The 25543-nt window shown below is 69.8% G+C and carries 25 protein-coding genes; 15 read left to right on the top strand and 10 right to left on the bottom strand.

Translation table 11 applies throughout. The features are described from left to right. Positions 1-18 precede the first annotated feature (18 nt). Positions 19-1119 carry a DUF4349 domain-containing protein gene (locus tag LQ938_RS09035; protein ID WP_223720930.1) on the bottom strand — a complete coding sequence of 367 codons (1101 nt, stop codon included), beginning with the start codon at positions 1117-1119 and terminating at the stop codon, positions 19-21. Next, the gene (locus tag LQ938_RS09030) at positions 1116-1664 is read right to left on the bottom strand and encodes an RNA polymerase sigma factor (protein WP_223720931.1); all 549 of its coding nucleotides are present in this window, start codon (positions 1662-1664) and stop codon (positions 1116-1118) included. The genes LQ938_RS09035 and LQ938_RS09030 overlap by 4 nt, the downstream gene beginning before the upstream one ends. A 142-nt stretch (positions 1665-1806) precedes the next feature. Here LQ938_RS09030 and LQ938_RS09025 point away from each other — a divergent pair, with 142 nt between their 5' ends. Continuing rightward, entirely contained in the window at positions 1807-2868 is a 1062-nt protein-coding gene (locus LQ938_RS09025; protein WP_223720932.1) for a TerC/Alx family metal homeostasis membrane protein, read from the top strand. Positions 2869-2883: 15 nt separating this feature from the next. Here LQ938_RS09025 and LQ938_RS09020 read toward each other — a convergent pair whose 3' ends face one another. Together LQ938_RS09020 and LQ938_RS09015 are read right to left on the bottom strand one after the other, a co-directional pair. Continuing rightward, positions 2884-4197 (bottom strand): LLM class flavin-dependent oxidoreductase, encoded by a 1314-nt coding sequence (locus LQ938_RS09020; protein WP_223720933.1) that lies wholly within the window; start codon positions 4195-4197, stop codon positions 2884-2886. Continuing rightward, positions 4194-5537: an O-acetylhomoserine aminocarboxypropyltransferase/cysteine synthase family protein gene (locus LQ938_RS09015; protein ID WP_223720934.1), complete on the bottom strand. Its 1344-nt coding sequence runs from the start codon at positions 5535-5537 to the stop codon at positions 4194-4196. Before LQ938_RS09015 ends, LQ938_RS09020 begins: the two co-directional genes overlap by 4 nt. A 239-nt stretch (positions 5538-5776) precedes the next feature. On the opposite strand from LQ938_RS09015, the gene leuC reads away from it, so the two are divergent. Genes leuC through LQ938_RS08985 form a run of 6 tightly spaced genes read left to right on the top strand, consistent with a single transcriptional unit; the run spans position 5777 to position 12128 of the window. Beyond that, a complete protein-coding gene (leuC, locus tag LQ938_RS09010) occupies positions 5777-7246 on the top strand; it encodes a 3-isopropylmalate dehydratase large subunit (RefSeq protein WP_223720935.1) in 1470 nt (489 codons plus the stop codon). Between the two features lies 1 nt (position 7247). After that, positions 7248-7859 (top strand): 3-isopropylmalate dehydratase small subunit, encoded by a 612-nt coding sequence (gene leuD, locus LQ938_RS09005; RefSeq protein ID WP_223720936.1) that lies wholly within the window; start codon positions 7248-7250, stop codon positions 7857-7859. A 10-nt stretch (positions 7860-7869) separates the two neighbouring features. Then, on the top strand, positions 7870-9231 hold the full coding sequence (murA, locus tag LQ938_RS09000; protein WP_223720937.1) for a UDP-N-acetylglucosamine 1-carboxyvinyltransferase: 1362 nt from the start codon (positions 7870-7872) through the stop codon (positions 9229-9231). Then, on the top strand, positions 9231-10016 hold the full coding sequence (locus LQ938_RS08995; protein ID WP_223720938.1) for a lysophospholipid acyltransferase family protein: 786 nt from the start codon (positions 9231-9233) through the stop codon (positions 10014-10016). Before murA ends, LQ938_RS08995 begins: the two co-directional genes overlap by 1 nt. Then, on the top strand, positions 10013-11149 hold the full coding sequence (locus LQ938_RS08990; protein ID WP_223720939.1) for an NAD(P)H-dependent glycerol-3-phosphate dehydrogenase: 1137 nt from the start codon (positions 10013-10015) through the stop codon (positions 11147-11149). Before LQ938_RS08995 ends, LQ938_RS08990 begins: the two co-directional genes overlap by 4 nt. Continuing rightward, positions 11049-12128, top strand: coding sequence for a D-alanine--D-alanine ligase family protein (locus LQ938_RS08985; protein WP_223720940.1), 1080 nt, complete (start codon positions 11049-11051; stop codon positions 12126-12128). The genes LQ938_RS08990 and LQ938_RS08985 overlap by 101 nt, the downstream gene beginning before the upstream one ends. 13 nt (positions 12129-12141) lie before the next feature. Here LQ938_RS08985 and LQ938_RS08980 read toward each other — a convergent pair whose 3' ends face one another. Then, complete coding sequence (locus LQ938_RS08980; protein WP_223720941.1) at positions 12142-12609, bottom strand: DUF3515 family protein; 468 nt, start codon at positions 12607-12609, stop codon at positions 12142-12144. Between the two features lie 23 nt (positions 12610-12632). Between LQ938_RS08980 and thiL the strand changes: the two genes are divergently transcribed. Then, positions 12633-13622 carry a thiamine-phosphate kinase gene (thiL, locus tag LQ938_RS08975; RefSeq protein ID WP_223720942.1) on the top strand — a complete coding sequence of 330 codons (990 nt, stop codon included), beginning with the start codon at positions 12633-12635 and terminating at the stop codon, positions 13620-13622. On the opposite strand, the gene LQ938_RS08970 is transcribed toward thiL, so the two are convergent. Further along, positions 13592-14200, bottom strand: coding sequence for an RsmD family RNA methyltransferase (locus LQ938_RS08970; RefSeq protein ID WP_223720943.1), 609 nt, complete (start codon positions 14198-14200; stop codon positions 13592-13594). The genes thiL and LQ938_RS08970 overlap by 31 nt on opposite strands. Positions 14201-14254: 54 nt before the next feature. Next, complete coding sequence (locus LQ938_RS08965) at positions 14255-14839, bottom strand: 1-acyl-sn-glycerol-3-phosphate acyltransferase (protein WP_223720944.1); 585 nt, start codon at positions 14837-14839, stop codon at positions 14255-14257. A 68-nt stretch (positions 14840-14907) separates the two neighbouring features. Between LQ938_RS08965 and LQ938_RS08960 the strand changes: the two genes are divergently transcribed. The 6 genes from LQ938_RS08960 to mutM all read left to right on the top strand — a co-directional run bounded on the left by LQ938_RS08960 (position 14908) and on the right by mutM (position 20123). Further along, positions 14908-17094 carry an ATP-dependent DNA helicase RecG gene (locus LQ938_RS08960; RefSeq protein WP_223720945.1) on the top strand — a complete coding sequence of 729 codons (2187 nt, stop codon included), beginning with the start codon at positions 14908-14910 and terminating at the stop codon, positions 17092-17094. Between the two features lie 41 nt (positions 17095-17135). Beyond that, positions 17136-17636: a pantetheine-phosphate adenylyltransferase gene (coaD, locus tag LQ938_RS08955; protein WP_223720946.1), complete on the top strand. Its 501-nt coding sequence runs from the start codon at positions 17136-17138 to the stop codon at positions 17634-17636. 145 nt (positions 17637-17781) lie between these two features. Further along, a complete protein-coding gene (locus LQ938_RS08950; protein ID WP_223721615.1) occupies positions 17782-18279 on the top strand; it encodes a YceD family protein in 498 nt (165 codons plus the stop codon). A 13-nt stretch (positions 18280-18292) separates the two neighbouring features. Beyond that, positions 18293-18502 carry a 50S ribosomal protein L32 gene (gene rpmF, locus LQ938_RS08945; RefSeq protein ID WP_223720947.1) on the top strand — a complete coding sequence of 70 codons (210 nt, stop codon included), beginning with the start codon at positions 18293-18295 and terminating at the stop codon, positions 18500-18502. Positions 18503-18512: 10 nt separating this feature from the next. Then, on the top strand, positions 18513-19205 hold the full coding sequence (gene rnc, locus LQ938_RS08940) for a ribonuclease III (protein WP_223720948.1): 693 nt from the start codon (positions 18513-18515) through the stop codon (positions 19203-19205). Between the two features lie 3 nt (positions 19206-19208). Next, positions 19209-20123: a bifunctional DNA-formamidopyrimidine glycosylase/DNA-(apurinic or apyrimidinic site) lyase gene (gene mutM, locus LQ938_RS08935; protein ID WP_223720949.1), complete on the top strand. Its 915-nt coding sequence runs from the start codon at positions 19209-19211 to the stop codon at positions 20121-20123. A gap of 31 nt (positions 20124-20154) precedes the next feature. Here the strand turns inward: mutM and LQ938_RS08930 are convergent, their stop codons facing one another. The 3 genes from LQ938_RS08930 to LQ938_RS15460 form a co-directional block, all read right to left on the bottom strand. Next, positions 20155-21234: a GNAT family N-acetyltransferase gene (locus LQ938_RS08930; protein ID WP_223720950.1), complete on the bottom strand. Its 1080-nt coding sequence runs from the start codon at positions 21232-21234 to the stop codon at positions 20155-20157. Between the two features lie 38 nt (positions 21235-21272). After that, positions 21273-21530, bottom strand: a complete 258-nt coding sequence (locus LQ938_RS08925; RefSeq protein WP_223720951.1) for a hypothetical protein — start codon at positions 21528-21530, stop codon at positions 21273-21275. 181 nt (positions 21531-21711) lie between these two features. Then, positions 21712-21843, bottom strand: a complete 132-nt coding sequence (locus LQ938_RS15460) for a hypothetical protein (protein WP_263317336.1) — start codon at positions 21841-21843, stop codon at positions 21712-21714. 181 nt (positions 21844-22024) lie between these two features. Between LQ938_RS15460 and smc the strand changes: the two genes are divergently transcribed. Continuing rightward, a complete protein-coding gene (gene smc, locus LQ938_RS08920; protein ID WP_223720952.1) occupies positions 22025-25540 on the top strand; it encodes a chromosome segregation protein SMC in 3516 nt (1171 codons plus the stop codon). The last annotated feature ends 3 nt before the right edge of the window (positions 25541-25543 follow it).

The raw sequence follows: 25543 nt of genomic DNA, 5'->3' as shown, positions 1-25543 counted from the left end.
CGCGCCCCGCCGCATCCGCTATTCGTCGGATGCGGTGGGGCGTTCGCGTGTGCGCCGACGCGTGACGGCGCGCCGCACGCCCCAGACGATCGCTCCGACGAGTGCGACGAGCGCGATCCACGGGAGCAAGAATCCGAGCGCGACCACCGTGCCGTTCAGGGCGGCGATGAGGCCGTTCCAGCCCGCCGCGAATCCGTCGCCGAACCCGGCCGGGTCCGCCTTCGCGGGGGCACTCTCGGGCGTGAGCGACACCGTCACGCCCGACAGCGCGACGCGGTCTTCGAGCGAGGCGAGCTGCTGGGTGTCGGAGTCGAGCGCGGCCTGGCGTTCCGAGAGCGCGGTCTCGGCCGCGATCAGGTCGCCCACGGACCCCGCCTGAGACATGAGCTCGGTCAGTCGATCGACCGAGGCCTGCTGGGCTGCGATCCGCGCCCGCAGATCGACGGTCTGATCGGTGACGTCGGTGCGGTCGAGGGTCGACGAGGTGACCTCGCCCAGCCCGCCGATGCTCTCGATGACGGCGTCGAGACGTTCGGCCGGCACGCGCACGGTGACCTGGCTGCCCGACATCGGCAGTGAGACGTCCCCCTCCAGCGGCTGCGCGCCGCTCGACCCGACGCTCGCCGATTCGACGTATCCGCCCTCGGTCTGCGCCAGGTCGGTGATCTCGGCGATCGTCGATCTGACATCGGCGACGGTCATCTGCACCCACCCGGTCGCGACGACATCGCGTCCCGCGGTCGCATCGCCGACCGTGTCGCGCGCCGCATCCCCGGCCGCGCCGGTGACGGACTCCGGCGCGGTGCCGTCGACCATCTGACCCGGTTGTTCGAGCGCAACCTCGCCGGTGAGGGGCACCGCCGCACCCTCCACCGTCGACGATGATCCGCTGCTGCCGGACATGCTCGACGTCAGCCCCGGAGCGATCACTGCCGCCAGAGCCACGACCGCCACCGCGGCGGCCGCCCCGCCCCACACGCGAGGGCGCCACGTCTTCCGCGTCGCGCTGGGTGCGGCGGGCTGTGCGCTGCGGATGCTGTTCATCACCGTGGTCTCCATTCGATCGATCTGATCCGTCGTCGGCGGCTCCGGCAGCATCCGTTCGTCCTGTTCGTTCATGATGGGGTTCCCTCCTCGACGGTCCGCCGCAACCGGCCGCGGATACGGGAGAGACGGTTTCGGACGGCGCCGTGGCTGAGGCCGAGCGCCGCGGCCGCGGGGCCGTAGGCGTACCCCTCGGCGACGCAGAGCACGAAGATCTCCCGGTCGATGTCCGACAGGAGACCCACCTCGCGTGCGATGCGTTCGGCGAGTTCTGCGCTGACGACGTCCTGCTCCACGTCGACCGTGGCCGGCAGGTGCTCATCGGCCGGACCGACGACGTGCGCGCGTTCCCGACGACGCGCCCGCAGCCGATTCGCGCACGTGAAGCGGCAGATCGTCGCGAGCCAGGGGAGCGCGGACTCGCCCTCGAGCCGGAACCCGGTCAGCTTGCCCCACGCCGTGACGAAGGCGTCCTGAACGGCGTCCTCCGCATCCGTCCGGTCCTCCAGCAGCAGCACCGCAATGCGATACACCGCGTCCACGTGCCGGCGGTAGAGCTGGCGGAACGCTTCCGCCTCTCCGCCCTCCGCGCGCGCGATCAACTCCGCGTCCGTCGCCATGCCGTCCCCCTCGCCGATCCCGCCGGTCGATGTCTCTCACCCTCAGGTGTCCGGAGAATCCTGACCGTCTCACATGGATCCCGACAGAATCCGCCCCGCTTGTAGACTCGTGGCTTCCCCCGCATCCCACGGAAAGGCTCTCATGGGCTACGAAATCCCCGTGTGGTTCGAGATCACGGCGCTCGTCGCACTGGTGCTCGTGCTGCTGGCCGACCTTCTCATCATCCTGAAGAGGCCGCACATCCCCTCCATGAAGGAGGCCACACTGTGGGTCGCGTTCTACGTGTCCCTCGCGCTCGTGTTCGCCGTGATCCTCTTCGGGGTGACCGGCAGCGGCGACGCCGCGGGGGAGTTCGTCGCGGGCTGGCTCACCGAGTACAGCCTCTCGGTCGACAATCTGTTCGTCTTCGTCCTCCTGATGAGTCAGTTCGCGGTTCCGCGCAAATACCAGCAGGAAGTGCTGATGGTGGGCATCATCATCGCGCTCGTGCTGCGCGGCGGCTTCATCATGCTCGGCGCTGTGCTGATCGAGAACCTAAGCTGGATCTTCTACGTCTTCGGGGCGTTCCTCATCTTCACCGCCTGGCGTCAGGCGTTCCCCGGCAAAGAAGACCACGGCGCCGAGACCGAGACCGGACTCGTGCGGATCCTTCGCCGCTTCATCAACATCAGCGACTCCTACGACGGGTCGAAGCTGCGCACAACGGTCGGGGGCAAGCGCATCTGGACGCCGATGATCCTCGTGTTCATCGCGATCGGTTTCACCGACCTCGTCTTCGCCATCGACTCGATCCCGGCCATCTTCGGCATCACCCAGAGTCCGTTCATCGTCTTCACGGCCAACCTCTTCGCCCTGATGGGCCTGCGTCAGCTGTTCTTCCTGCTCGGCGGCCTGCTCGAAAAGCTCAAGTACCTGCACTACGGAATCGCGTTCATCCTCGCCTTCATCGGCGTGAAGCTCTTCTTCCACGCGTTGCACGAGAACGAGCTGCCCTTCATCAACGGCGGAGAGCACGTCGAGTGGGCCCCCGACATCTCGACGCTCGCGTCGCTCGCGGTGATCATCGCCGCAATGGCGGTCGCGACGATCGCGAGCCTCATCGCCGCGCGCGCAGACGAGAAGAGCACGACCGACGCGGATGCGGCGGCGAAGGTCGCCCAGGAGAAGGGCACTCCGCCGACCGTCGAGCAGCCGAACGACTGACCGCGCGCCGCTCGACTAGAACGAGCGGAGGTTCGCGCGGAGTCCGCCCTGGTCGTACTCGTCGCGGAGGATGCCGCGACGGCGGAGGATCGGCACGAGTTCGTCCAGCATCCGGTGCACGGTGACCGGATGCAGGTCGCCCCACAGGAGCACGCCGTCGTTGCCCCAGTCGCCGAGCTGCTCGATGCGATCGGCGAGTTCGCCGGCGGTGCCGACGAACCCCGAGCCGTCGCGGAGCCGGCCCAAGCGCGCCTGCGCGCCGAGGATCTCGCGGAGCGGGGTGTTCGGGGCGTGGTCGCCGATCAGGCGACGGATGCTGCCGTGCGAGACGTGGTCGGCGAACACGCGGAGGTCGAGCGGAGCGTCGAGATCGAGCGCGGTGAGGTCGGTCTCCAGGTCCGACGACTGGCGCCGCGCGATCGTGCGGAGCGTCTCCTCATCCGGATTCCGGGAGGCAGCCACCAGCCGATCGGCCTCTTCCGCCGAAGAAACGAGGACGGGTTGGATGGCGAACAGCACCGAGATGTCACTCGCCGAGCGTCCGCGGGCTTCGGCCGCTGCGTGGATCTTCGCGCGGTAGGCGCGGATGCTCTTCTCATCGAGCGGGGCGAGCGCGAGCTGCACATCGGAGTTCGCGCCCGCGAACCCGAGGCCGCGACCCGACCCGCCGGGGGAGACGATGATCGGATCACCCTCGTGGAACGGCACGGCGTTGAGCGGCCCGTCGAACGAGAAGTACTCGCCGCGGTGCGCGGTGGGCAGCATCCGTGATCCGTCGGCGTACCGTCCGCCCGCGACATCTTCGAGGAGCGCGCCGTCCCCCCAGCTGCGCCAGAGCGACCGGATGCCGCCGAGCCACTCCTCCGCGCGGTCGTACGCCGCGTCGTGACCGAGGGGCGGGGCGGTGCCGAAGTGCCGGGCGCTGCCGGTGTCGGTGACGACGTTCAGGCCCAAACGGTCACCGCTCAGGTGCTGCAGCGAGGCGAACTGACGTGCCGCCGTGTACGGAAGGTACGCCGCGGGATTCACGGTCGGGACCACGCCGAGGTGCTCCGTGGCGGCGAACATGTAGGGAGCGAGCAGGAGCGGATCGTGTTTGGGGCCCCCGAACGCGTGGCGCACCCGCAGGTCGATCGTGTCGGCGGAACCGAGAGACGGGGCGTCCTCGATGATCAGCAGGTCGAAGCCGGCCTGTTCCAGGGCGCGCGCGGACTCCTGGTACAGCCGGGGCTCGGTCCAGCGGTAATTCCAGTCGAGATACGGATGACCCCACCCGTGCGGGCCGAAGCCGCGGGCCAGGAACCAGCCGAAGTGCTGCGGGCGACTCACCCGAGCACCTCGACCACCCGTTCCCCGGAGCCCGCCTGCGCGGCCGCGGTGAGGGCGCGGCGGGCGTCGGAGAGGAGGTCGTCGATCTCCTCGATGCCGATCGACAGGCGGAGGGTGCCGGGATGAACGCCGAGGGCCACGCGATCGGCCTCGCTGTGCTGCGCGTGGCTCGTCGTTCCCGGATGCAGCACGAGGGAACGGACGTCGCCGAGGTGCGTCATGTGCGTGAACACGCGCACGGATTCCACGAATGCGCGCGCAGCGGGCTCGCCGCCGTGCAGCGTCACCGTGAACACCGACCCGAATCCGCGCGGCAGGTAGCGCGCCGCGAGGTCGTGATGCGGGTGCGAAGGCAGGCCCGCGTAGTCGACCGATGCCACCTCGGGCTGTTCCTCGAGCCACCGAGCGAGCGCGAGCGCGTTACCCGACTGCTCCCGAACGCGAAGGCTCAGGGTCTCGATGCCCTGGGCGACGAGGAACGCGTTGAGCGGCGACGGCGAGGGGCCGAGGCGGGGCGCCGTCGACTCCCGGATGTAGCCGATCCGGGCCGAGCCGCCGTGCCTCTCCCACACGCTCGGGCCACCGCTGCGGCTCGCCGCGACCAGATGCGGGAACAGGGCGCCCGCCCGTGCGGCGTCGAACCGGCCGTCGTCGATCACGACTCCGCCGAGCGCTGCACCGTGACCGGCGAGGAACTTGCTCGCCGAGTGCACGACGATCGCGGCGCCGTGCTCGATCGGGCGGAGGAGATAGGGGGTGGCGAAGGTGTTGTCGACGACGAGGGGGAGGGCGCGTTCGTCGGCCACCGCGGCGATCGCGGCGATGTCGAGGATGTCGTTCCGTGCGTTCGCGATGGATTCGGCGAAGTAGGCGCGGGTGTTCTCGCGGGTCGCTCGGCGCCACGCCTCCGGGTCGGAGACGTCGTCCACGAAGTCGACCGTGATCCCCAGGCGTGCGAAGTTGTCGAGCAGCAGGCCCCGCGTACCCTCGTACACGTGGGTGGAGCAGACCAGGTGGTCGCCGGCGGAGAGCAGGCCGAGAAGCGCCGTCGACACCGCAGCCTGGCCGCTCGCGACGAACACCGCATCCGCTCCGCCCTCGAGATCGGCGAGGCGCCGCTCGAGAGCGTCGATCGTGGGGTTGCCGGTGCGGGTGTACCCGAATCCCGCGCCCGTCTGGAAGTGGTGTGCCGCGTGATCGAAATCCTCGAAGCGGAATCCGGCCGTCAGGTAGATCGGCAGCGCGCGCGCCGCAGCGTCGTGCCAGTCCGTTCCGGAGTGCACCTGCCGGGTGCTGAAGCCGGTGGCGCGGTCGCTGGCGTCGGAATTCTCGGTCGTCATGGCGGTCCTGTCACGTTCGGGTGTTGCGCACCAGCGTCGCATGCCGCGCCGCTCGGCGCTCGCGTGCTGAAACAGAGCGACACCGGGGTGAGGGCCGGTGGAGAACGTCTCGGTGGTAGCCTGGGCGCGTGCGGATCGCCCGACTCCTCCTTAGCGGCCGCGACGAGTCCTAGCCCCAGGCCACTCTCGTCGCGGAGTTTTCTGCGGGCTTGATCCACCGTCATTCAGGAGACAGAGCAGTGAGCACACCCGAGCACTCCGCAGCGTCCGCGCCGCGCACCCTGGCCGAAAAGGTCTGGGACAACCACCTCGTCGTGAAGGGTGAGGACGGCCAGCCGGACCTCATCTACATCGACCTCCACCTCATCCACGAGGTGACCAGCCCGCAGGCGTTCGACGGCCTGCGCGCCGAGGATCGTCCGCTCCGTCGGGTGGATCTCACGATCGCGACCGAAGACCACAACACCCCGACACTCGAGATCCACAAGCCGATCGCCGACCCGACGAGCCGGCTGCAGATCGAGACCCTGCGTGCGAACGCGGCCGACTTCGGCGTCCGCATCCACTCCCTCGGCGATGCCGAACAGGGCATCGTGCACGTCGTCGGCCCGCAGCTGGGTCTGACCATGCCGGGCATCACGGTCGTGTGCGGCGACTCGCACACCTCGACCCACGGCGCGTTCGGCGCGATGGCCTTCGGTATCGGCACGAGCGAGGTCGAACACGTGATGGCGACGCAGACGTTGCCACTCACGCCCTTCAAGACCATGGCGATCACCGTCGAGGGCCAGCTGCGCCCGGGCGTCACCGCGAAAGACATCATCCTCGCCGTGATCGCGAAGATCGGCACCAACGGCGGTCAGGGCTACGTCCTCGAGTTCCGTGGCAGCGCCATCCGCGCCCTCTCCATGGAGGGGCGCATGACGATGTGCAACATGTCGATCGAAGCGGGCGCGCGCGCCGGCATGGTCGCCCCCGACGAGACGACGTTCGCCTACCTCGAGGGGCGCCCGCACGCTCCCCGAGGACAGGACTGGGACGACGCCGTCGCCTACTGGCGGACGCTCCCGAGCGACGAGGGCGCGGTCTACGACGCCGAGGTGTTCCTCGACGCCGATCTGCTCGAACCCTTCGTGACCTGGGGCACCAACCCCGGTCAGGGCGTGTCGCTCAACGACGTCGTGCCCACGCCGGGCGACTTCGCGGACGCGAACGACCGGGTCGCCGCGCAGCGCGCGCTGGACTACATGGACCTCGTGCCGGGCACCCCGCTGAAGGACGTGCCCGTGGATGCGGTCTTCATGGGCTCCTGCACGAACAGCCGCATCGAAGACCTGCGGGCCTTCGCGTCGATCGTGAAGGGCCGGAAGAAGGCGGATGGCGTGCGCGTCATGGTCGTTCCCGGCTCGGCGCGGGTGCGGTTGGAAGCCGAGGCCGAAGGGCTGCACACGGTCTTCCAGGAGTTCGGCGCCGAATGGCGGTTCGCCGGCTGCTCGATGTGTCTCGGGATGAATCCCGACCAGCTCGCGCCGGGGGAGCGGTGCGCTTCCACGTCGAACCGCAACTTCGAGGGACGTCAGGGCAAGGGCGGTCGCACCCATCTCGTCTCGCCGCTCGTCGCCGCGGCGACCGCCGTGCGGGGCACGCTCTCCAGCCCGAGCGACCTGGAACCCGCCACCGCGCCGGTGGCCGTCGGATCGGGGGTCTGACATGCAGGCATTCACCACGCACACCGGAATCGCCGCACCGCTCAAGCGGTCGGCGGTCGACACCGACCAGATCATTCCGGCGGTGTACCTGAAGCGCGTCACGAAGACGGGCTTCGAAGACGCCCTCTTCGCGAACTGGCGACAGGATCCGGACTTCCTGCTCAATCAGCCCACCTACGCGGCGTCATCGATCCTCGTGGCCGGCGCCGACTTCGGCACCGGTTCCAGCCGCGAACACGCGGTGTGGGCCCTGCGCGACTACGGCTTCCGCGTGGTCCTGAGCCCCAAGTTCGCCGACATCTTCCGCGGGAACGCGGGCAAGCAGGGTCTCGTCACCGGCGTCGTCACGGAGGCGGATGTCGAAGCCCTGTGGGCCGCGATCGAGGCGCAGCCGGGCGCGGAGATGACCGTCGACCTCGAGCGACGCGACGCGACGATCGGCGACCTCCGGGTCCCTTTCCAGATCGACGATTACACTAGGTGGCGGCTCTTGGAGGGTCTCGACGACATCGGGCTCACCCTCCGGAACGAAGACAAGATCGCCGCCTACGAAGCGCGACGCGAATCCTGGAAGCCGCGCACTTTACCGGTGCCGCCCCTTCCCGCACAGTGAGGCACCACATATGACACTGCTCGGCGACACCGCGACAACTGGCGGCCGGAAGGGCGAAGCGGGCGAGATTCTGGCGATCCGCGGCGGTCGACCGCTGCGGGGCACCGTGCAGGTGCTCGGTGCCAAGAACCTCGTGACGAAGGCGATGGTGGCGGCGCTGCTCGGCGAGAGCCCCAGCACGCTGCGCGACGTGCCCGAGATCAGCGACGTGGCCGTGGTCCGTTCGCTCCTCGAGGTGCACGGCGTGCGCGTCGACGAGACCGAGCGCGGCACGCTCGTGCTCGACCCGAGCGACGTCGAAAGTGCGCACTTCGAAGAGATCGATGCGCACGCCGGGGCGTCCCGCATCCCGATCCTGTTCTGCGGTCCGCTGCTGCACCGGCTGGGTCAGGCGTTCATCCCCGACCTCGGCGGATGCCGCATCGGCGACCGTCCGATCGACTTCCACCTCGATGCGCTCCGCAAGTTCGGTGCGGTCGTGGAGAAGCTTCCGAGTGGCATCCGACTGTCGGCGCCGCGCGGACTGCACGGCGCGAACATCCACCTGCCGTACCCGAGCGTCGGGGCGACAGAGCAGGTGCTGCTCACCGCGGTGCGTGCCGAGGGCATCACGGAGCTCCGAAACGCCGCGATCGAGCCCGAGATCATGGATCTCATCGCCGTCCTGCAGAAGATGGGCGCGATCATCTCCTACGAGCCGAACCGCGTCATTCTCATCGAGGGCGTGCCGCGGCTCGAGGGGTACGACCACCGGGCCATCTTCGACCGCAACGAGGCCGCGAGCTGGGCGAGCGCGGCGATCGCGACCGACGGCGAGATCTTCGTCGCGGGTGCCCGCCAGCAGGAGATGCTCACCTTCCTCAACGTGCTCCGCAAGATCGGCGCGGACTTCGACGTGCGCGAGGACGGCATCATGTTCCGCCGCGGCGGCGACCTCCGCGGCGTCATGGTGGAGACCGACGTGCACCCGGGCTTCATGACCGACTGGCAGCAGCCGCTCATCGTCGCCCTCACGCAGGCGAACGGACGCTCCGTCGTGCACGAGACGGTCTACGAGAACCGATTCGGCTTCACCGGTGCGCTCGTCAAGATGGGGGCCGACATCACGGTCTACCCGCACGGCCTGCAGGAGGGTCCGCGTCGCGTGCCCCGTCGTTCGCTCGAGCAGGCGGCGGTCATCACTGGCCCGACCCCGCTCCGCGCAGCCGACATCACGGTCCCCGACCTTCGCGGCGGGTACAGCCACGTGATCGCGGCGCTGACGGCCGAGGGCGAATCGACGGTCCGCAACATCGGCATCATCCGCCGCGGCTACGCCGACTTCCTCGACAAGCTCACCGCCCTCGGCGCCGATTTCGACGTCATCGGCTGATGGCCCCGGGCCCCACCCGACGTCGCCGGCTGTCGGCGGAGAAGACGCGTCCGAGCGTGTTCTGGCCGCTCGCGGCGATCGTCGTGCCGCTGGTCGGACTCATCGCGAAGATCGAGATCGAGGGCGCCGAGAACCTTCCCGAGGACGGCGCCTACGTGCTCGCGCCCAACCACTACAGCGAGATCGACCCGGTGATCGTGGCAGCTGCCGTGTGGCGTCTCGGTCGGGCCCCGCGCTTCATGGCCAAAGAGAGCCTGTTCCGGGTGCCCGTCCTCGGGGCGGCGCTCCGGGCGACGGGAATGATCCCGGTCGCGCGCGCCACGAGCGGCGCCGCCGCCAAGCAGGCCATCGAAACGGCGGAGAAGCTCGCGGCGCAGAAGGCGGGCGTCATCGTCTACCCGGAGGGTACGCTCACGCGTGACCCCGACATGTGGCCCATGCGGGGTAAGACGGGTGCGGCGCGGCTGGCTCTCGCCGGCGGGATGCCGCTCATCCCGATGGCGCACTGGGGCGCCGAACGTATCTATCCCCGCTACGGGAAGCTGAGCTTCTGGCCCCTCCGCAAGCGCGTTCGCGTCGTGATCGGGCCGGCTCTTGATCTCGACGGCTTCACCGACCGTGCGCAGCATCCGGCCGCGCAGCAGGAAGCCACCACCCTCGTGATGAACCACATCGCGGAGCTGCTGTCCGGGCTCCGCGGCCTGCCCGCGCCGGCGGAGCGGTGGAACCCGGGAGCGCACGGCCAGACCGAGACCGGTCGCCTCGGCCGGGACGGCGACGCGTGAGTCGTCGAACGGACGTGCGTCCGCCCCGGGTCGCGGTACTGGGTGCCGGCAGCTGGGGAACGACCTTCGGCAAGGTGCTCGCCGACGGCGGTGCGCAGGTCGAGATGTGGGCGCGGCGCCCTGAGCTCGCCAACGAGATCCACACCGGCAAGCGCAACACCCGCTACCTGCCGGGGATCAACCTTCCCCGGTCGATGACCGCCACCGCCGACCTCGCCGGCGCGATCGAAGGCGCGGAACAGATCTATCTGTCGATTCCGAGCCAGTCGCTGCGTGAGAACCTCACCGTGCTCCGGGCGCTGCTCGCCGACAGCGACGTTCCCGTCGTCTCGCTCATGAAGGGCGTCGAGAAGCGCACGGGGCTTCGGATGAGCCAGGTCATCGAGCAGGAGCTCCGGATCGACCCCGCACGCATCGCGGTGGCATCGGGTCCGAACCTCGCGCTCGAGATCGCCCAGGAGCAGCCGACCGCTGCGGTCATCTCGTCGATCAGCGCAGAGACCGCCGCGGCCGTTGCCCGGCGCGCCCGCAACCGCTACTTCCGCACGTTCGTGAACGACGACGTGATCGGCACCGAGTTCGGCGGGGTATTGAAGAACCTCATCGCGGTCGCGATCGGCATCGTCGATGGCGTGGGGTACGGCGAGAACACCAAGGCGTCGATCATCACGCGGGGGCTCGTCGAGATGACGGACTTCGCGGTGGCGCAGGGCGCGAAGCCCGAGACGCTGCAGGGGCTGGCCGGACTCGGCGACCTCATCGCCACCTGCCAATCGCCGCTCAGCCGCAACAACACGGCCGGGCGCCTGCTCGGCCAGGGGTACAAGTTCCAGGACGTCGTCACGCAGATGCAGCAGACGGCGGAGGGGTTGGCCTCGGTCGCCCCGATCCTTCAACTCGCCCGCGCGAGCGGCGTCGAGATGCCGATCGTCGAGCAGGTCAAGCGCGTGCTCGACGGCACGATGAACCCGCGCGAGATCGCGCCCCATCTGACAACAGACGACGACACCCCCCAAGGGGAGAGGACGCAGCATGGACAAGCCGGTGGTGGCGGTGCTCTTTGGCGGTCGATCCAGCGAGCATTCGATCAGCTCCGCCACGGCGGGCGGGGTGCTGCGGGCGATCGATCGTGATCGCTACCGGGTGATCCCGGTGGGCGTCACGCGCGATGGCGCGTTCGTGCTCGAAGACGACGACCCCGACAAGTTCGCGCTCGATCCCGAGCACCTTCCCGAGGTCGCCGACAACGGATCGCGCGTGCTGTGGCCGGAAGCGGCCGGAGCGCGGCGGATGCGGGTGCGGACGGCCGACGGCTCGGTCGAGGAACTCGGCGATGTCGACGTCGTGCTGCCGATCCTGCACGGCAGCCACGGCGAGGACGGCACGATCCAGGGCTTCTTCGACACGCTCGAGCTGCGCTACGCGGGCGCCGGAGTGATCGATTCGGCCATCTGCATGGACAAACACTTCATGAAGGTCGCGCTGCGCGGAGCGGGCGTTCCCGTGTCGCCGGGAATCACCGTGCGACGCGCGGATGCGGATGCCGCATCCGTCGTCGCCGCGATGGGCGATGCCGCTTTCCCGTGGTTCGTGAAGCCGGCGCGTGCGGGATCCAGTGTCGGCGTCTCGAAGGTGCACTCCGTCGACGAGCTGGATGAGGCGCTCCGCGTCGCCTTCGCGGAAGACGACAAGGTGCTCGTCGAGCAGGGGATCGTCGGCCGCGAGGTCGAAGTGGGCGTGCTCGAGGGCCGCGCGGGCGCCGAGAACCGCGCCTCGCTGCCCGGAGAGATCGTGCTCACCACACGCGAGTTCTATGACTTCGAGGGCAAGTACCTCGGCGGCGAGGGTGTCGACGTGGTCTGCCCCGCGGACCTGACGGATGCGGAGATCGATTCGCTGCAGCAGATGGCGCTCCGCGCGTTCGCCGCGGTCGACGGGCGGGGCCTCGCGCGGGTCGACTTCTTCCTGTCCGCTGACGGTCCCGTCGTCAACGAGTTGAACACCATGCCGGGCTTCACCCCGATCTCGATGTTCCCGAAGTGCTGGATCGCCTCCGGGATGACCTACCCGGAGCTCATCTCCGACCTGATCGAGACGGCGCTCGCCCGATAGCGGACGCGCCCGGTCACTCGGTGCCGGGGCGCTCCGTGCACTCGCCGGTCTTCGGGAGCTTCGCGACGAGGGTTCCGAGCGCGTTCAGCACGTCGGCGCTGGAGACCACGTCGTAGTCGAGGTACACCTCGACGGCCGGTGTGCGGCCGAAGCTGGTGAGGCGGTAGTTCGGGGCCTCGGTGTCGTCGATCAGCCAGTCGACACCGCCGGCCGTCTGGCACGGGAGGGTCGAGGGCCCTGGGGGCGTCACCCCGCAGGTCATGAGGATCGTGGTGGGGTTTCCCCACGCGCCGGTCGACTGCGCATCGGTCCACCGGCGGTCCTGCCCGGCGATCGAGGACGGCAGGTAGGCGGTCACCTCGGCGCAGAGCGGGTTGTTGGCGTCGCCGGCGGGCTCGAGCGCCACGGTCGACGAGCAGCCGCTGAGTGCGAGAGCGAGCGCGGCGAGGGCGAGGAGGGGGCGAAGACGCGGGCGTGGCACGTCTCCCAGGCTAACGTGGAGAGATGACCGCTCCCTCCGAAGACCCCACGGTCGGAGACCTCAGCGAGGGCCAGATCCTGCGCCGCATCCTGAGCCGTTTCGCACCGAGCACCGCCGAGATCGGTCCGGGCGACGATGCGGCCGTGATCGGGCTCGGCGGCGGCCGCGTGGTGGCCACCGTCGACACTCTCGTGCACGGCCCCGACTTTCGCCTCGCCTGGACGACGGGCTACGACCTGGGTTGGAAGTCCGCGGTGGTGAACCTCGCGGATGTCGCGGCGATGGGAGCGCGTCCGGTCGCGCTTCTCGTGGCGCTGGCCATGCCCGAGCACACCCGTATCTCGTTCGTCGAGGCGATCGCCGACGGCCTGCGTGCCGCCTGCGAGGCGCTCGCGCCGGGATGCGCGGTCGAGGGCGGCGACCTCACGATCTCCGACACGCTGACGGTGGCGGTCACCGCGCTTGGTGCATTGGACGGCCCGGCCCTGCGCCGGTCGGGGGCGCAGCCCGGCGACACGATCGCGCTGGCGGGTGCTGCGGGCGACGCGGCCCGCGGACTCCAGATCCTCTTCGACCGCTTCCGCGACAGCTCCGGCACCCCGGTGCGCGTGGACGACGTGGCCCTGACACCCGCGGAGCGCGACCTGGTCGCGGCGCAGCTGCGTCCGCATCCGCCGCTCGGCCGGGGACCCGAGGCTGCCCGCGCCGGGGCGACCGCGATGATGGACGTCTCGGACGGTCTGCTGCTGGACGCCACCCGGATGGCGGATGCCTCGGGCGTCACCCTCGCGATCGACAGCGCGGCCCTCGGGCCGGATGCGGCGTCGGCTCTGTCGGGCGGCGAAGACCACGCCCTCCTCGCGACGTTCCCACCGGGATCCGTGGCCGATGGCTTTCGGCCGATCGGCGTCGTGCGGGAGCGCGGCGAAGCCCCGGTTCTCGTCGACGGAGCCCACTACGCGGGGCGGACGGGCTGGGACCCCTACCGCGACTGGGATTCGTCGCGCGGCTGAGCCGCGTCATCCGGAGCGGCGTGCGGCTCGGCCCAGAAGACCGTCGTGTCGCCGTAGGTGCGGGCACGCACCGCGTCGAGGCCCGCCGCGTTCCAGTCCGGCTCGACCGAGCGCTTGCCGCGCTCGACGACGACCAGCGCGGTGGGGGAAAGTGAGGGCCTCAGGAGCGCAAGGGCGGCGGCGAGGTCGGCATCGGTCAGGTCGTACGGCGGATCGATGAAGACCAGGTCGAACGGGCCGACGGCGCGGGCGAGATACGCCGACACGGCCGCCCGGTGCACACGCGCGGTCACGTCGCCGCACGCACGCACGACGCGGTCGGCGTTCCGGGTGGCCACGGATGCGGCGGGGCCGCCCAGCTCGACGAGATCCGCCGTCGAGGCTCCGCGGCTGAGCGCCTCGAGCGCGAGGGCGCCGGAGCCGGCGTAGAGGTCGAGCACCCGGGCGTCGTCGATCGCGCCGGCGGAGTCGAGGGAGCCGAACATCGCTTCGCGCACCCGCTCGCTCGTGGGGCGCGTTCCCGATCCCGGCACGTCGAGGCGGATGCCGCCCGCGGCTCCAGCGATGATGCGCGTCACCGGAACAGCCTACCGACGCGCGTGCGCACCCCGGGGACGGCGCGGGCTGGCCGCTCAGAGGGGTGCGGCGGAGTCCGAGGTGGGCTCGTCGGACAGGCGCGGCTCGGTGCGGAGCTCGGGACGGAATCCCGCCTTGTCGGCGTAGAAGGCGCGGATGCGGTCCATGTCGCCCGCGACGTTACCGGTCATCTCGATCGTCGGGCCGAGGCCCGTCGACATGGTCGTGCGGTCGACGTACCCGAGCACGACCGGCATGCCCGTCTGTCGAGCGATGCGGTAGAAGCCGGACTTCCAGCCGGCGCCCGATCGGGTGCCTTCCGGCGTCACGACGAGGCCGAACACCTCACCGGTCTGGATGCGGGCGACGACGTCGTCGACGACGCGTGCCGGGTTGTTCCGGTCGACGGGGATGCCGCCGAGCGCGCGCATGATCGGCCCGCGCCATCCGCGGAACAGGCCGTTCTTCCCGAGCCAGCGCGCCGGGATGCCGAGTCGCCAGGCGATCGCGAGCATGAGGACGAAGTCCCAGTTCGAGGTGTGGGGCGCGCCGACCAGGATCGTCGGCCGGGTGGGAGCGGGTTCGGTGACGAGCTTCCAGCGACTGAACATCCAGAACAGGCGGGCGATGAGGCGGCGCATCGCCCCACCGTACGCGATGCCGCCCCAGCTCCTCCGCGCATGTCGGGGGCGCGTCCTAGACTTCAGGGATGCCGGTCACGCTCGACAGTCGCCTGGACGGCGTCCTGGGTGGGAAGACCGCATCCGCTCTGCAGCGATCGTTCCGGATGCACACCGTCGGCGACCTTCTCTCGCACTACCCGCGGCGCTACGCGAAACGTGGTGAGCTCACACCGATCGACTCGCTCGCCGTCGGCGAGCAGGTGACGATCGTCGCGCAGATCAAGAGCGTCTCCGAGCGCACGATGCAGAGTCGGCGCGGTTCGCTCCTCGAGGTCGTCATCACCGATGGTGTCGGCGATGTGAAGCTCACGTTCTTCAACCAGGCGTGGCGGATGAAAGATCTGAAGGTGGGCAGCCGAGGGATCTTCTCCGGCAAGGTGGGGGAGTACCGCGGGGGCAAGCAGTTCGCGCACCCCGACTACGAGCTGTTCGCGGGCGAAGACGAGGCGCTCATGAGCGCCCAGGCGTATGCGACGCAGCCGATCCCCATCTATCCCGCCACCTCGACGATCTCGAGCTGGCAGATGACGTCGTTCATCCGCACGGTGCTCGATCTGCTGGCGCCACTCGATGATCCGCTGCCGCTCGATCTCCGTCAGCGGCAGCAACTGCTCGGCTTCGGTGAGGCGCTCGAGCGCATGCACCGTCCCGACTTCGAAGACAGCATCGCCCCCGCGGTGCGCACGCTCCGATGGCATGAGGCCCTCGTGCTCCAGACCGCTCTTCTGCAGCAGCGCGAAGCTGTGCGCGCGCTGGCGGCGACGCCGCGCCCCCCGGGATCCCTCCTCGAGCGATTCGACGCCGCGCTCCCGTTCGAGCGCACGCCCGACCAGGTGGCGGTGGGCGAGGCGATCGCTGCCGACCTCGTCGGGGAGTGGCCGATGAACCGGCTCGTGCAGGGCGAGGTGGGTTCGGGAAAGACGCTGGTCGCGCTGCGTGCCATGCTGCAGGTCGCGCAGAGCGGTGGGCAGGCGGCGCTCATCGCCCCGACCGAGGTGCTCGCGGCGCAGCATCTGCGTTCGATCACCCGGATGCTGGGCCCCCAGCTCGCCCCCGAGGTGATGCCGACTCTGCTGACGGGTCAGATGGGCGCGGCCGATCGGCGCCGGGCGGCTCTCCGCGTCGCATCGGGGCAGTCGCTCATCGTCGTGGGCACGCACGCGCTCCTGAGCCCGAAGACATCGTTCGCCGATCTCGCCCTCGTCGTCGTCGACGAGCAGCACCGGTTCGGTGTCGAGCAGCGCGAGACGCTTCGCGCGAAGGGTACGAGTCCGCATGCGCTCGTCCTTACCGCGACGCCCATTCCGCGCACCGTCGCCATGACCGTGTTCGGTGATCTCGACGTCTCGACGATCCGCACGATGCCCGCCGGTCGCGCAGGTATCGAGACCTTCGTCGCGCCGTTGGCCGAGCGACCGGGATGGTTCGCACGGGTGTGGGAGCGCGCCGCCGAAGAGGTGCGGAAGGGGCATCAGGTGTTCGTCGTGGCCCCGGCGATCGACATCGATCCCTCGGGCGCCCCGGTCGACGACGACTCGTCCGATCCGCCCGACCCGGCGAACGCGCCCGACGACCTCGACACCCCAGAGAGCAGTCGCACCCGGTGGGGCGTGGTTCAGGCGGCTCAGCTCCTGGCGGAGCACCCGCTGTTCGCGGCGCTCCGGGTGACGACGCTGCACGGCAAGATGCCGGCCGAAGAGAAAGACGCGATCATGCGCGCGTTCTCGGCGGGTGACATCGATGTGCTCGTCGCGACGACCGTGATCGAGGTCGGCGTCGACGTTCCCAATGCGTCGACGATGGTGATCCTGGATGCGGACCGCTTCGGGGTGTCGCAACTCCACCAGTTGCGCGGACGCGTCGGTCGAGGTGACGTGCCGGGCCTCTGCCTACTCGTCACGGAAGCCCCCACCCGCACACCCGCGCGCTCGCGCGTGGAGGCGGTGGCCGCCACGCTCGACGGGTTCCAACTCGCCGAGGTTGATCTCGAACTCCGGGGCGAGGGCAACGTTCTGGGCGACGCCCAGTCGGGTGTCCGTTCGTCGCTCCGCCTGCTCCGGGTCGTCACGGATGCCGATCTCATCGCCATGGCCCGCGAGGAGGGCGAGCGTATTCTCGCCGATGACCCGGGGCTCGGCCGGCATCCGGGGCTCGCCGGGGCCATCGAGCGCCGACTCGACACGGTCGAGCGCGCCGCCCTCGCGAAGAACTGATCCGCAGAGTGGTCGCAGGGGGCGCCCGGTAGGCTGACCGCGTGAGCAATCGGATCGCTGTCGTCCCCGGTTCGTTCGACCCGCCGACCCACGGTCATCTGGACGTCATCCGGCGGGCGGCGAGTCTCTACGACCACGTGCACGTGCTCGTCGTGCACAACCCGGGCAAAGAGGCGATGCTGCCGATCGCCCAGCGCGTGGCGCTCCTGGAGCAGTCCATCGTCGACGACGGCATGGACGCGGGGCACCTGACGGTCGCCGCGTGGAGCATGGGCCTGCTCGTCGACTACGCGGTCGATGTGGGCGCGGGGGTACTGGTGAAGGGCATCCGATCCCAGGTGGACGTGGCCTACGAGACGCCGATGGCGATCGTCAACCGGCATCTCGCGGGCATCGAAACCGTGTTCCTCCTGCCCGACCCGTCGCACGCGCTCGTCTCGAGTTCGCTCGTGCGGCAGGTCGCGGGTCTCGGCGGCGATGTATCGCCGTACGTGCCGGCCGTTGTCGCGCGATTCCTTGACACCGGCGCCCGCGACATCTGAATCGCCGAGGCGGCGCACGTGCGGTGCCGCCCGCCGGAGCGACGGCCCGTTGCGGCGCCGCGCCAACTAGACTCGCGTGGTGAGAAACCAACGTCCCGGCCCGTTCAGCGTCAATGTGCGCGACATCGTCCGCCGACCCGGTGAGATGCGCGAAGTCGTTCGCGACGTCGCCCTCGCAGACAAGTGGGGCGAGGGTCTCGTCTCCGTCGCCGAGAAGGAGAGTGTCGACATCGACGCTCGCCTCGAATCGGTGCACGAGGGCATTCTGGTCTCCGGCACGGCGTCCGCGGAGGCGACCGGAATCTGCGGTCGATGCTTGATCGACATCGCCCTGCCGGTCGAAGTCGAGTTCCAGGAGCTTTTCGCGTATCCTGGAGAAGAAGCGGCTGATTTCGAAGTTCAAGACGACCACGTGGATCTTGAAAATCTGGTCAGGGATGCTATCGTCCTCTCGCTTCCGTTCCAGCCAGTGTGCCGGCCGGACTGCCCAGGTCTCGACCCCGAGACGGGTGAACGTCTGGCAGAGCACGCTGACACGGAGCCGCGCAAAGCCCTCGATCCTCGCTGGGCAGCGCTTGCGGACCTGGCCTCGGATCAGAACACCGAGCCGGGCGGGTCCGGACAGAGCACACAGACCTCGTAGGAAAGAGAAGACCATGGCAGGTAACCCCCCGAAGCGCAAAGTTTCGCGCTCGAACACCCGTTCGCGTCGCGCGCAGTGGAAGGCGACTCCCACCAAGCTCGTCAAGACCGTAGAGAACGGCAAGACGGTGTACAGCCGTCCGCACCAGGCGAAGGTCGTCACCGACTCGCAGGGCACCGAGCTGTTCCTGGAGTACAAGGGCCGCAAGGTCGCCGACGTCTGATCGGTACCACGTGACTGACGTCACTGCGGATGTGTCCGCACTTTCCGAGAAGCTCGGGGTCGATATCGATCCCGAGCTTCTCGCACTCGCTCTGACGCACCGCTCGTACGCATACGAGCACGGTCAGATCCCGCACAACGAGCGCCTCGAGTTCCTGGGCGACTCCGTGCTGGGTCAGGCCGTCACCGTGCGGCTGTACACCGCGCATCCCGAACTCGACGAGGGTGCCCTGGCGAAACGTCGCGCCAGCGTGGTCTCGACGGTGGCGCTCGCGGAGGTCGCCCGTTCCCTCGGGCTCGGTCGATTCATCCTCCTCGGGCGCGGTGAGCAGCTCACCGGGGGTGACGACAAAGACTCGATCCTGGCCGACACCACCGAGGCCATCATCGGCGCCACCTACCTGTCGAAGGGCCCGGATGCGGCGACCGCGCTCGTACTCCGACTCGTCGAGCCCCTGCTGGCCGATCCCGATCGCTACGGCGCTGCCGTGGATCCGAAGACGAGCCTGCAGGAACTCGCGGCGGCGCGCGGGTTCGCCGCGCCCGTGTACCGGGTCGAAGCGACCGGTCCCGACCACGCGCGCGTCTTCACGGCGACCGTGACGGTGGACTCGATCGTCGAACCGGGAACGGGCACCAGCAAGAAGCACGCCGAGATGGCGGCCGCGCTTCGTGCGTGGAACGTGCTCAGCGGCCGCGACTGAGCGATGCCCGAACTTCCCGAGGTCGAGGTCGTACGGGCGGGCTTGGAACCGGCCGTCAGCGGTGCGACGGTTCGCGCCGTCGATGTGCTCGACGAACGCGCGCTGACGCGGCATCTCGGTACGGGGGCGGAGTTCGAGGCTCGCCTGGTGGGCCGCCGCATCCGTTCCGCGGCGCGACGCGGCAAGTTCCTGTGGCTGCCGCTGGACGAGCACGGCGGGGTTGACGAGGCCCTCGTCGCCCACCTCGGCATGAGCGGGCAACTGCTCCTGCGTGCGCCCGGGGCGCCGCGGGAGCGGCACGAGCGGATCCGGCTGGAGGTCGAGCACCCGCACCACGGCGAGCTCAGTGTCGTGTTCGCCGACCAGCGCACGTTCGGGTCGCTCGCCATCGACGCCCTCGTCGCCACGCCCGATGGGCGACCGGGTGGGCGGGGGAGCGACCGCCCCGCCGTCCCGTCCCAGGTGCAGCACATCGCGCGTGATCCGCTCGACCCCGCGTTCTCGGATGCGGCCTTCCGTGCGGCGCTGGCGCGGAAGGCGTCGGCGGTCAAACGCGTGCTGCTCGATCAGACCGTGACGAGCGGAATCGGCAACATCTACGCCGACGAGGCACTCTGGGCGGCCCGCATCCACCCCGAGACTCCCGCTCTGGCGCTCTCGTCCCGCGCTGTCACGCGTGTGCTCGGTGAGGTGCGCGTCGTGCTCGAGAAGGCGCTCGCGGAGGGCGGAACCAGCTTCGACGCGCAGTACGTGAACGTGAACGGGCAGGCCGGGTACTTCGCCCACTCGCTCAACGCCTACGGCCGTACCGGACAGCCGTGCCCGCGCTGCGGTCGCCCGATCGTGCGCGTCGGATTCATGAACCGCTCGAGCCACTACTGTCCGCGGTGCCAGCGTCTCACCGCGGTCGCGGGCTGAGCCGCAGTCGCGGACGCGCGGGCGGATTCCGTCACTCGAGCACCTTCTTCCACGCTCCTTCGTATGTACGGGGAACGAACCCCAGCGCCTCGTTGATGTCGAGCATCGGCCGGTTCTCTTCGGCGTTGTAGGTGATGACGCGAGGTGACTCGGGCGCGATGTCGCGCCAGGCGAGGAGTCCCTCGGCCTTCACCAGCAGCCCGAGCCGGTGGCCACGGTGCGTCGACAGCACGAGGGTGTCCTCCTGGTTGGTGGCACGGGTCGGGTCCGCACCGATCACGAGTTCGTTGAACGCGCAGAGCTCCCCGGTTTCGATGTGCTGCGCGGCCGTCACCAGCATCCGTTGTCCGCCGTCGAGGTAGTGCGCGTCATGTTCGCGGAGGCGCGCGGCGTCCCAGGCTTCCTCGTCGGATTCGAGCCCCGCGGAGGGGGCGTCCGTCGACATGCGCGACTTCATCCATGCGAAGCCGTCGACGTACTCCTCCGGCGTGGGCAGCTCCCACTGCACCACGCGGTAATCGGATGCGGCCGCCCGCGCCCGTTCGGCGTGCGACTCGAGCGCGTCGCGTGACCCGAACAGGTCGTACACGCTCATGCGGACGACCTGTTCCAGGGTGTATCCGTGCCGGAGCAGGAAGCGCGCGGCGTGGTCACGGGGCACCGAACCGTATCCGGTCGGCGGAGCCAAGTGTTCGCCCTCGGCGGCGGTGTGCTCGACCCAGGTCTGGAGGATCGTGCGCCCCTCGTCGCGGGCTACCTGCTCGACGCGCGCGTGGGCGGCCGTACCGATGCCGCGCCCCCACGCTTCGCGCAGGAGTTCGATCAGCGCGTACGCCGTTCGCGACCCCGGCTCGAGCGGGACGTTGAGACCGACCCGCCCGACCGGACGTCCGTCGTCGAGCACGAGCCAGAGGTAGCGCCGCTCGCTCGCGCTCTCGTGGTAGAAGGGCAGGAGCTCGCCGGGCAGCGCGGCACTGTCATCGTGGCCCGAGATCTCCCGGTACACGCGATTGCGCACCTCGACGGTGCGGAGGAAGTCCTCCGCACCGTCGGCGTCGACGGATTCCGGTGCATGCACCGGGCGGATCTCGAGGGTGGACAGAGGGGACATGCGGGCACCTCCAGGTGCGGATGCGGCGGTGCCGCGGGTCATCGGATCGGTCGGTCGAACACGAAGTGCGCCAGAGCGCGGTCGTGTTCGGCGCGGGTGTCAGCGGCAAGCCGCATCCGCGCGTATACGTCGTCGGCAGCGCCGCGACGCTGGGAGCGGTGGCGGCCCCAGAGGAGCAGCCACATTCCGAGCCGCATGGCGGTGCGGTCGATGAGAGTCGTCCGTCCGAGCGGCATGGGCGGATGCGTCGCCTCGGCGGGTGCCGAGCTGACGACGCGGTCGTGCAGGGTGCTCATGATGGTCCTTCGTGGAAAAAGAGCAGGAAGTGGGGCGGGGCGCGATGCCGGGCATGCGCGACGGGCGGCACGCGAAGAAGCGAGGCGCGGATCGGCGGGGCGCCGAGAGACAGCGCGGAACCGAGGCGCACGAAGGCGACAGCGAGGCCCGGATGCGGGCAGAGTCGTCTCCTGCGCGGAGTTAGCCGGCGGTGTGCGTGCGGCTGTTCTGGAACGCCCCGAGACGGGTGCGGTTCCGGACGTCACCGAGGGCGGAGGTCATTCCGGCGGCGCGGCTGAACGGCGCTTCTGCGGGGGATGTGTGAATCATCATGATGACCTCCTTTTCGACATCGGTTACGGATTGGACAGTAGCGGGGCTGGGAGAACACTGTCAACATCCCGGGCGTGTCGCGGCGCGTCGCCGGCGGTCCGAGCGCGGGTCGGGGCGTGGCATCCGGCTGTCCTCGGCCCGCTCCGGTAGCGTGAACAGGATTCGACGTCGGAGGACAACCATGCACCTGAAGAGCCTGACGCTCAAAGGGTTCAAGTCGTTCGCGCAGCCGACGACGTTCGCTCTCGAACCGGGAGTGACGGCGATCGTCGGGCCGAACGGATCAGGTAAGTCGAATGTCGTCGATGCCCTCGCCTGGGTCATGGGCGAGCAGGGCGCCAAAACTCTCCGCGGCGGCAAGATGGAAGACGTCATCTTCGCGGGCACCTCGACCCGGGGGCCCTTGGGCCGCGCCGAAGTGCAACTGACGATCGACAACGCCGACGGCGCACTTCCGATCGAGTACGCCGAAGTCACCATCAGCCGAACCCTGTTCCGCAACGGCGCGAGCGAGTACGCGATCAACGGCCAGTCCTGTCGTCTGCTCGACGTGCAAGAGCTGCTCAGCGACTCGGGGCTCGGGCGCGAGATGCACGTCATCGTCGGGCAGGGGCGCCTGGACACCGTGCTGCAGGCGAGTCCGGAAGACCGGCGCGGGTTCATCGAGGAGGCCGCGGGAATCCTCAAGCACCGTCGCCGCAAGGAGAAGACGCTTCGCAAACTCGAGGCGATGGAAGCCAACCTGACGCGGCTGAGCGATCTGGCCGGTGAACTGCGCCGCCAGCTGAAGCCCCTGGGTCGACAGGCCGAAGTCGCGCGCGAGGCCGCGACGATCGCGGCCGTCGTGCGGGACGCGAAGGCACGTCTGCTGGCCGATGAACTGGTGGCGCTTCGAGCGGAACTCGCCGGCTACTCGCGCAACGAGCAGGAGCGGCGTGCCGAGCGCACCCTGCTGCAGGACCGCTCGGAGAATGTGCGCGCCCGCGTGGTGACTCTCGAGACCCAGGAGCGCTCCGCCGCCGTCGACGGGGCGCGCAGCGTCACGTTCGGTCTCGAGCGGGTGCAGGAGCGGTTGCGCGGGCTGTACACGCTGGCCGGCCAACGCCTCGCGCTCCTCGCCGACGGCGACGATGCGCTCGTGACCGCACCCACCGTGTCGCAGGCGGCGATCGACGAGGCCCGCGCGGAACTCGATGAGATCTCCGCGGGCGTCGGTGCGGCGCAGGATGCCGCGGTCGCCGCTGGACGCGACGTGACTCGCGCCCGCGCGGAACTGGACGCACTCGACGTCGACATCGCCGAGCAGAGCGCGCTGGTCTCGCAGCACGACATGCGGTTGACCGCCCTCCGCGGATCCGCGGACGCGGCGGAATCCGCCCTCGCGGCGGTTCGCGCGGCGGTCGAGCGACAGCAGAAGGCCCTCGACGCCGCCATCGCGCGCCGAGACGATGCCGCGCACGAGCTCGCCGGAGTGAACCCCGACCTCGTGCCGGAGGAGTCGTCGGCCGAGCATGCCGCGGCGTACGAGCAGGCGCAGCGCCGTGCGAGCGAAGCGGAGACGGATGTCGCCGGCATCCGCGAGCGACTGCACGCAGCCGAGCGGGAGCAGGACGCGCTGACGGCCCAGGTGGCGACCCTCGGCCGGGCGCTCGACGTGCGGACGGGAGCATCGGAGCTCATCGCGGGCGGAGGCTCCGGCATCCGGGGTCTCGTCGGGGATTCGGTCCAGGTGGCCTCGGGATACGAGGCCGCGATCGCGGCGGCCCTCGGGGCCGTCGCCGAGGGTGTGCTGGTCGACACGCGCGCCGACGCAGTGACCGCGGCGGGCACCGCGCGGTCGGGTGAGTACGGAGTCGTCGACATCGTCGTCGCAGAGACGTCCGCCGAGCCGCCCGTGCTGCCCGAAGCTCCGGGGATCGTCGCGGCACGCGATGTCGTCACGGCACCGGCGGGAGTGCTCGGGCTGCTATCGCGGGTGGTGATCGCGAGCGACCTGTCGACGGCGCTCGACCTGGTCGCAGAGCACGAGAGCGACCTGACGATCGTGACCAGCGCGGGTGAGGTCGTGACCCGGTTCACGGTTCGCGCCGGGACGGGCCAGGGCCGCTCTCGTCTGGAACTCGCCGCCGAGCGCGACACCGCCGCCGAACGACTCGCCGAGATCACGGTCATCGCCGACTCCCTCCGAGAAGCGCTGACCGACCGCTCCCAGGATCTGGCCGCCGCTCGTGCGCACACGAAATCGGCGCTCACGGACCTTCGCGAGCACGACGCGGCGCTCGCGGCGCACGCGGAGAAGGTCAATCGCGCGACGGTCCGGCACGAGGCCGCCGTCGCGGAGTGCGAACGGCTCACGGCGACGCTTCGTCAGGTCGAAGCAGCCGTGGCCGAGGCGGAGGATTCGGCCCGCGTCGCGCAGGACCGACTCAGGTCGGCGCAGGAGGCCCCGCGGCCGATGCTCGACGTCTCTGCCCGCGACGGGATGCTGGCCGCGCTGGAAGAGGCGCGCGACCGCGAGATGCGCTCCCGGCTCGACGTCGAGACGCTGCGCGAACGCATCCGTGCCGGTGAGGCCCGTGTGGTCGCTCTCGAACGGCAGCGCGAGCGCGAGCGGGCCGCCGCAGAAGAGGCCGCCCGTCGGGCGGTGCTCCGTCGTCGTCAGCGCGACATCGCCGCATCCGTCGCCGCGCAGCTCCCTGCGCTTCTCGACTCGGTCGATCGCTCGGTGGCGCAGGCACGCGTCGAGCTCGCGACCGCGGAGTCCGCCCGGACGGCGGTGACCGCCGAGCTCGCCGACGCGCGCCGGGAGGAGAGTGCGCTCCGAGAGCGGTTGAGCGGGCTGACCGAGAGCGTGCATGGGCTCGAGCTCCGCATCCACGAGAAGCGCCTGCACGTCACGTCGCTCCTCGAACGCGTCCAGAGCGAACTCGGCCTGAGCGAAGATATTCTCGTTTCGGAATACGGTCCGGATCAGGGGATCCCCGACGTGGCGGCGGACGAATCCGACGAACCTGAGACGCGTCCGTACGATCGCGCGGAGCAGAAACGTCGTCTGCAGGACGCGGAACGCACACTCGGACAGCTCGGCCGGGTGAACCCGCTCGCGCTCGAGGAGTTCGCCGCGCTCGAGCAGCGCCACACGTTCCTTACCGAGCAGCTGGCCGACCTCACCCAGACCCGCAGCGACCTGTTGACGATCATCGCCGACCTCGACGAGCGGATGCAGACGATCTTCGTGGCGGCGTTCGAGGACACGCGGGTGGCCTTCACCGAGGTGTTCCCCATCCTCTTCCCGGGCGGGACGGGCAGCATCGCGCTGACCAACCCGGACGATCCGCTGTACACCGGAATCGAGGTGTCGGTGCGTCCGGTCGGCAAGAAGGTCGAGCGGCTCTCGCTGCTCTCGGGTGGCGAGCGATCCCTGGCGGCGGTCGCGCTGCTGGTGGCGATCTTCAAAGCCCGGCCGAGTCCGTTCTACATCCTCGACGAGGTGGAGGCGGCGCTCGACGATGCCAACCTCGGGCGCCTGCTCAGCGTGTTCGAGCAGCTGCGCGAGTCGAGCCAGCTCATCGTCATCACGCATCAGAAGCGCACCATGGAGATCGCTGACGCGCTCTACGGCGTCTCGATGCGTCAGGACGGCGTCTCGGCGGTCGTCGGACAGCGCGTGCGTGAACGCGAGCGGGAAACCGCATGATCG

Origin of the sequence: Microbacterium sp. cx-55 (genome assembly GCF_021117345.1) — a bacterium.
GTDB lineage: Bacteria > Actinomycetota > Actinomycetes > Actinomycetales > Microbacteriaceae > Microbacterium.
Note: the sequence above shows the minus strand (reverse complement) of the source record. Positions and strands in the feature narration are given on the sequence as shown.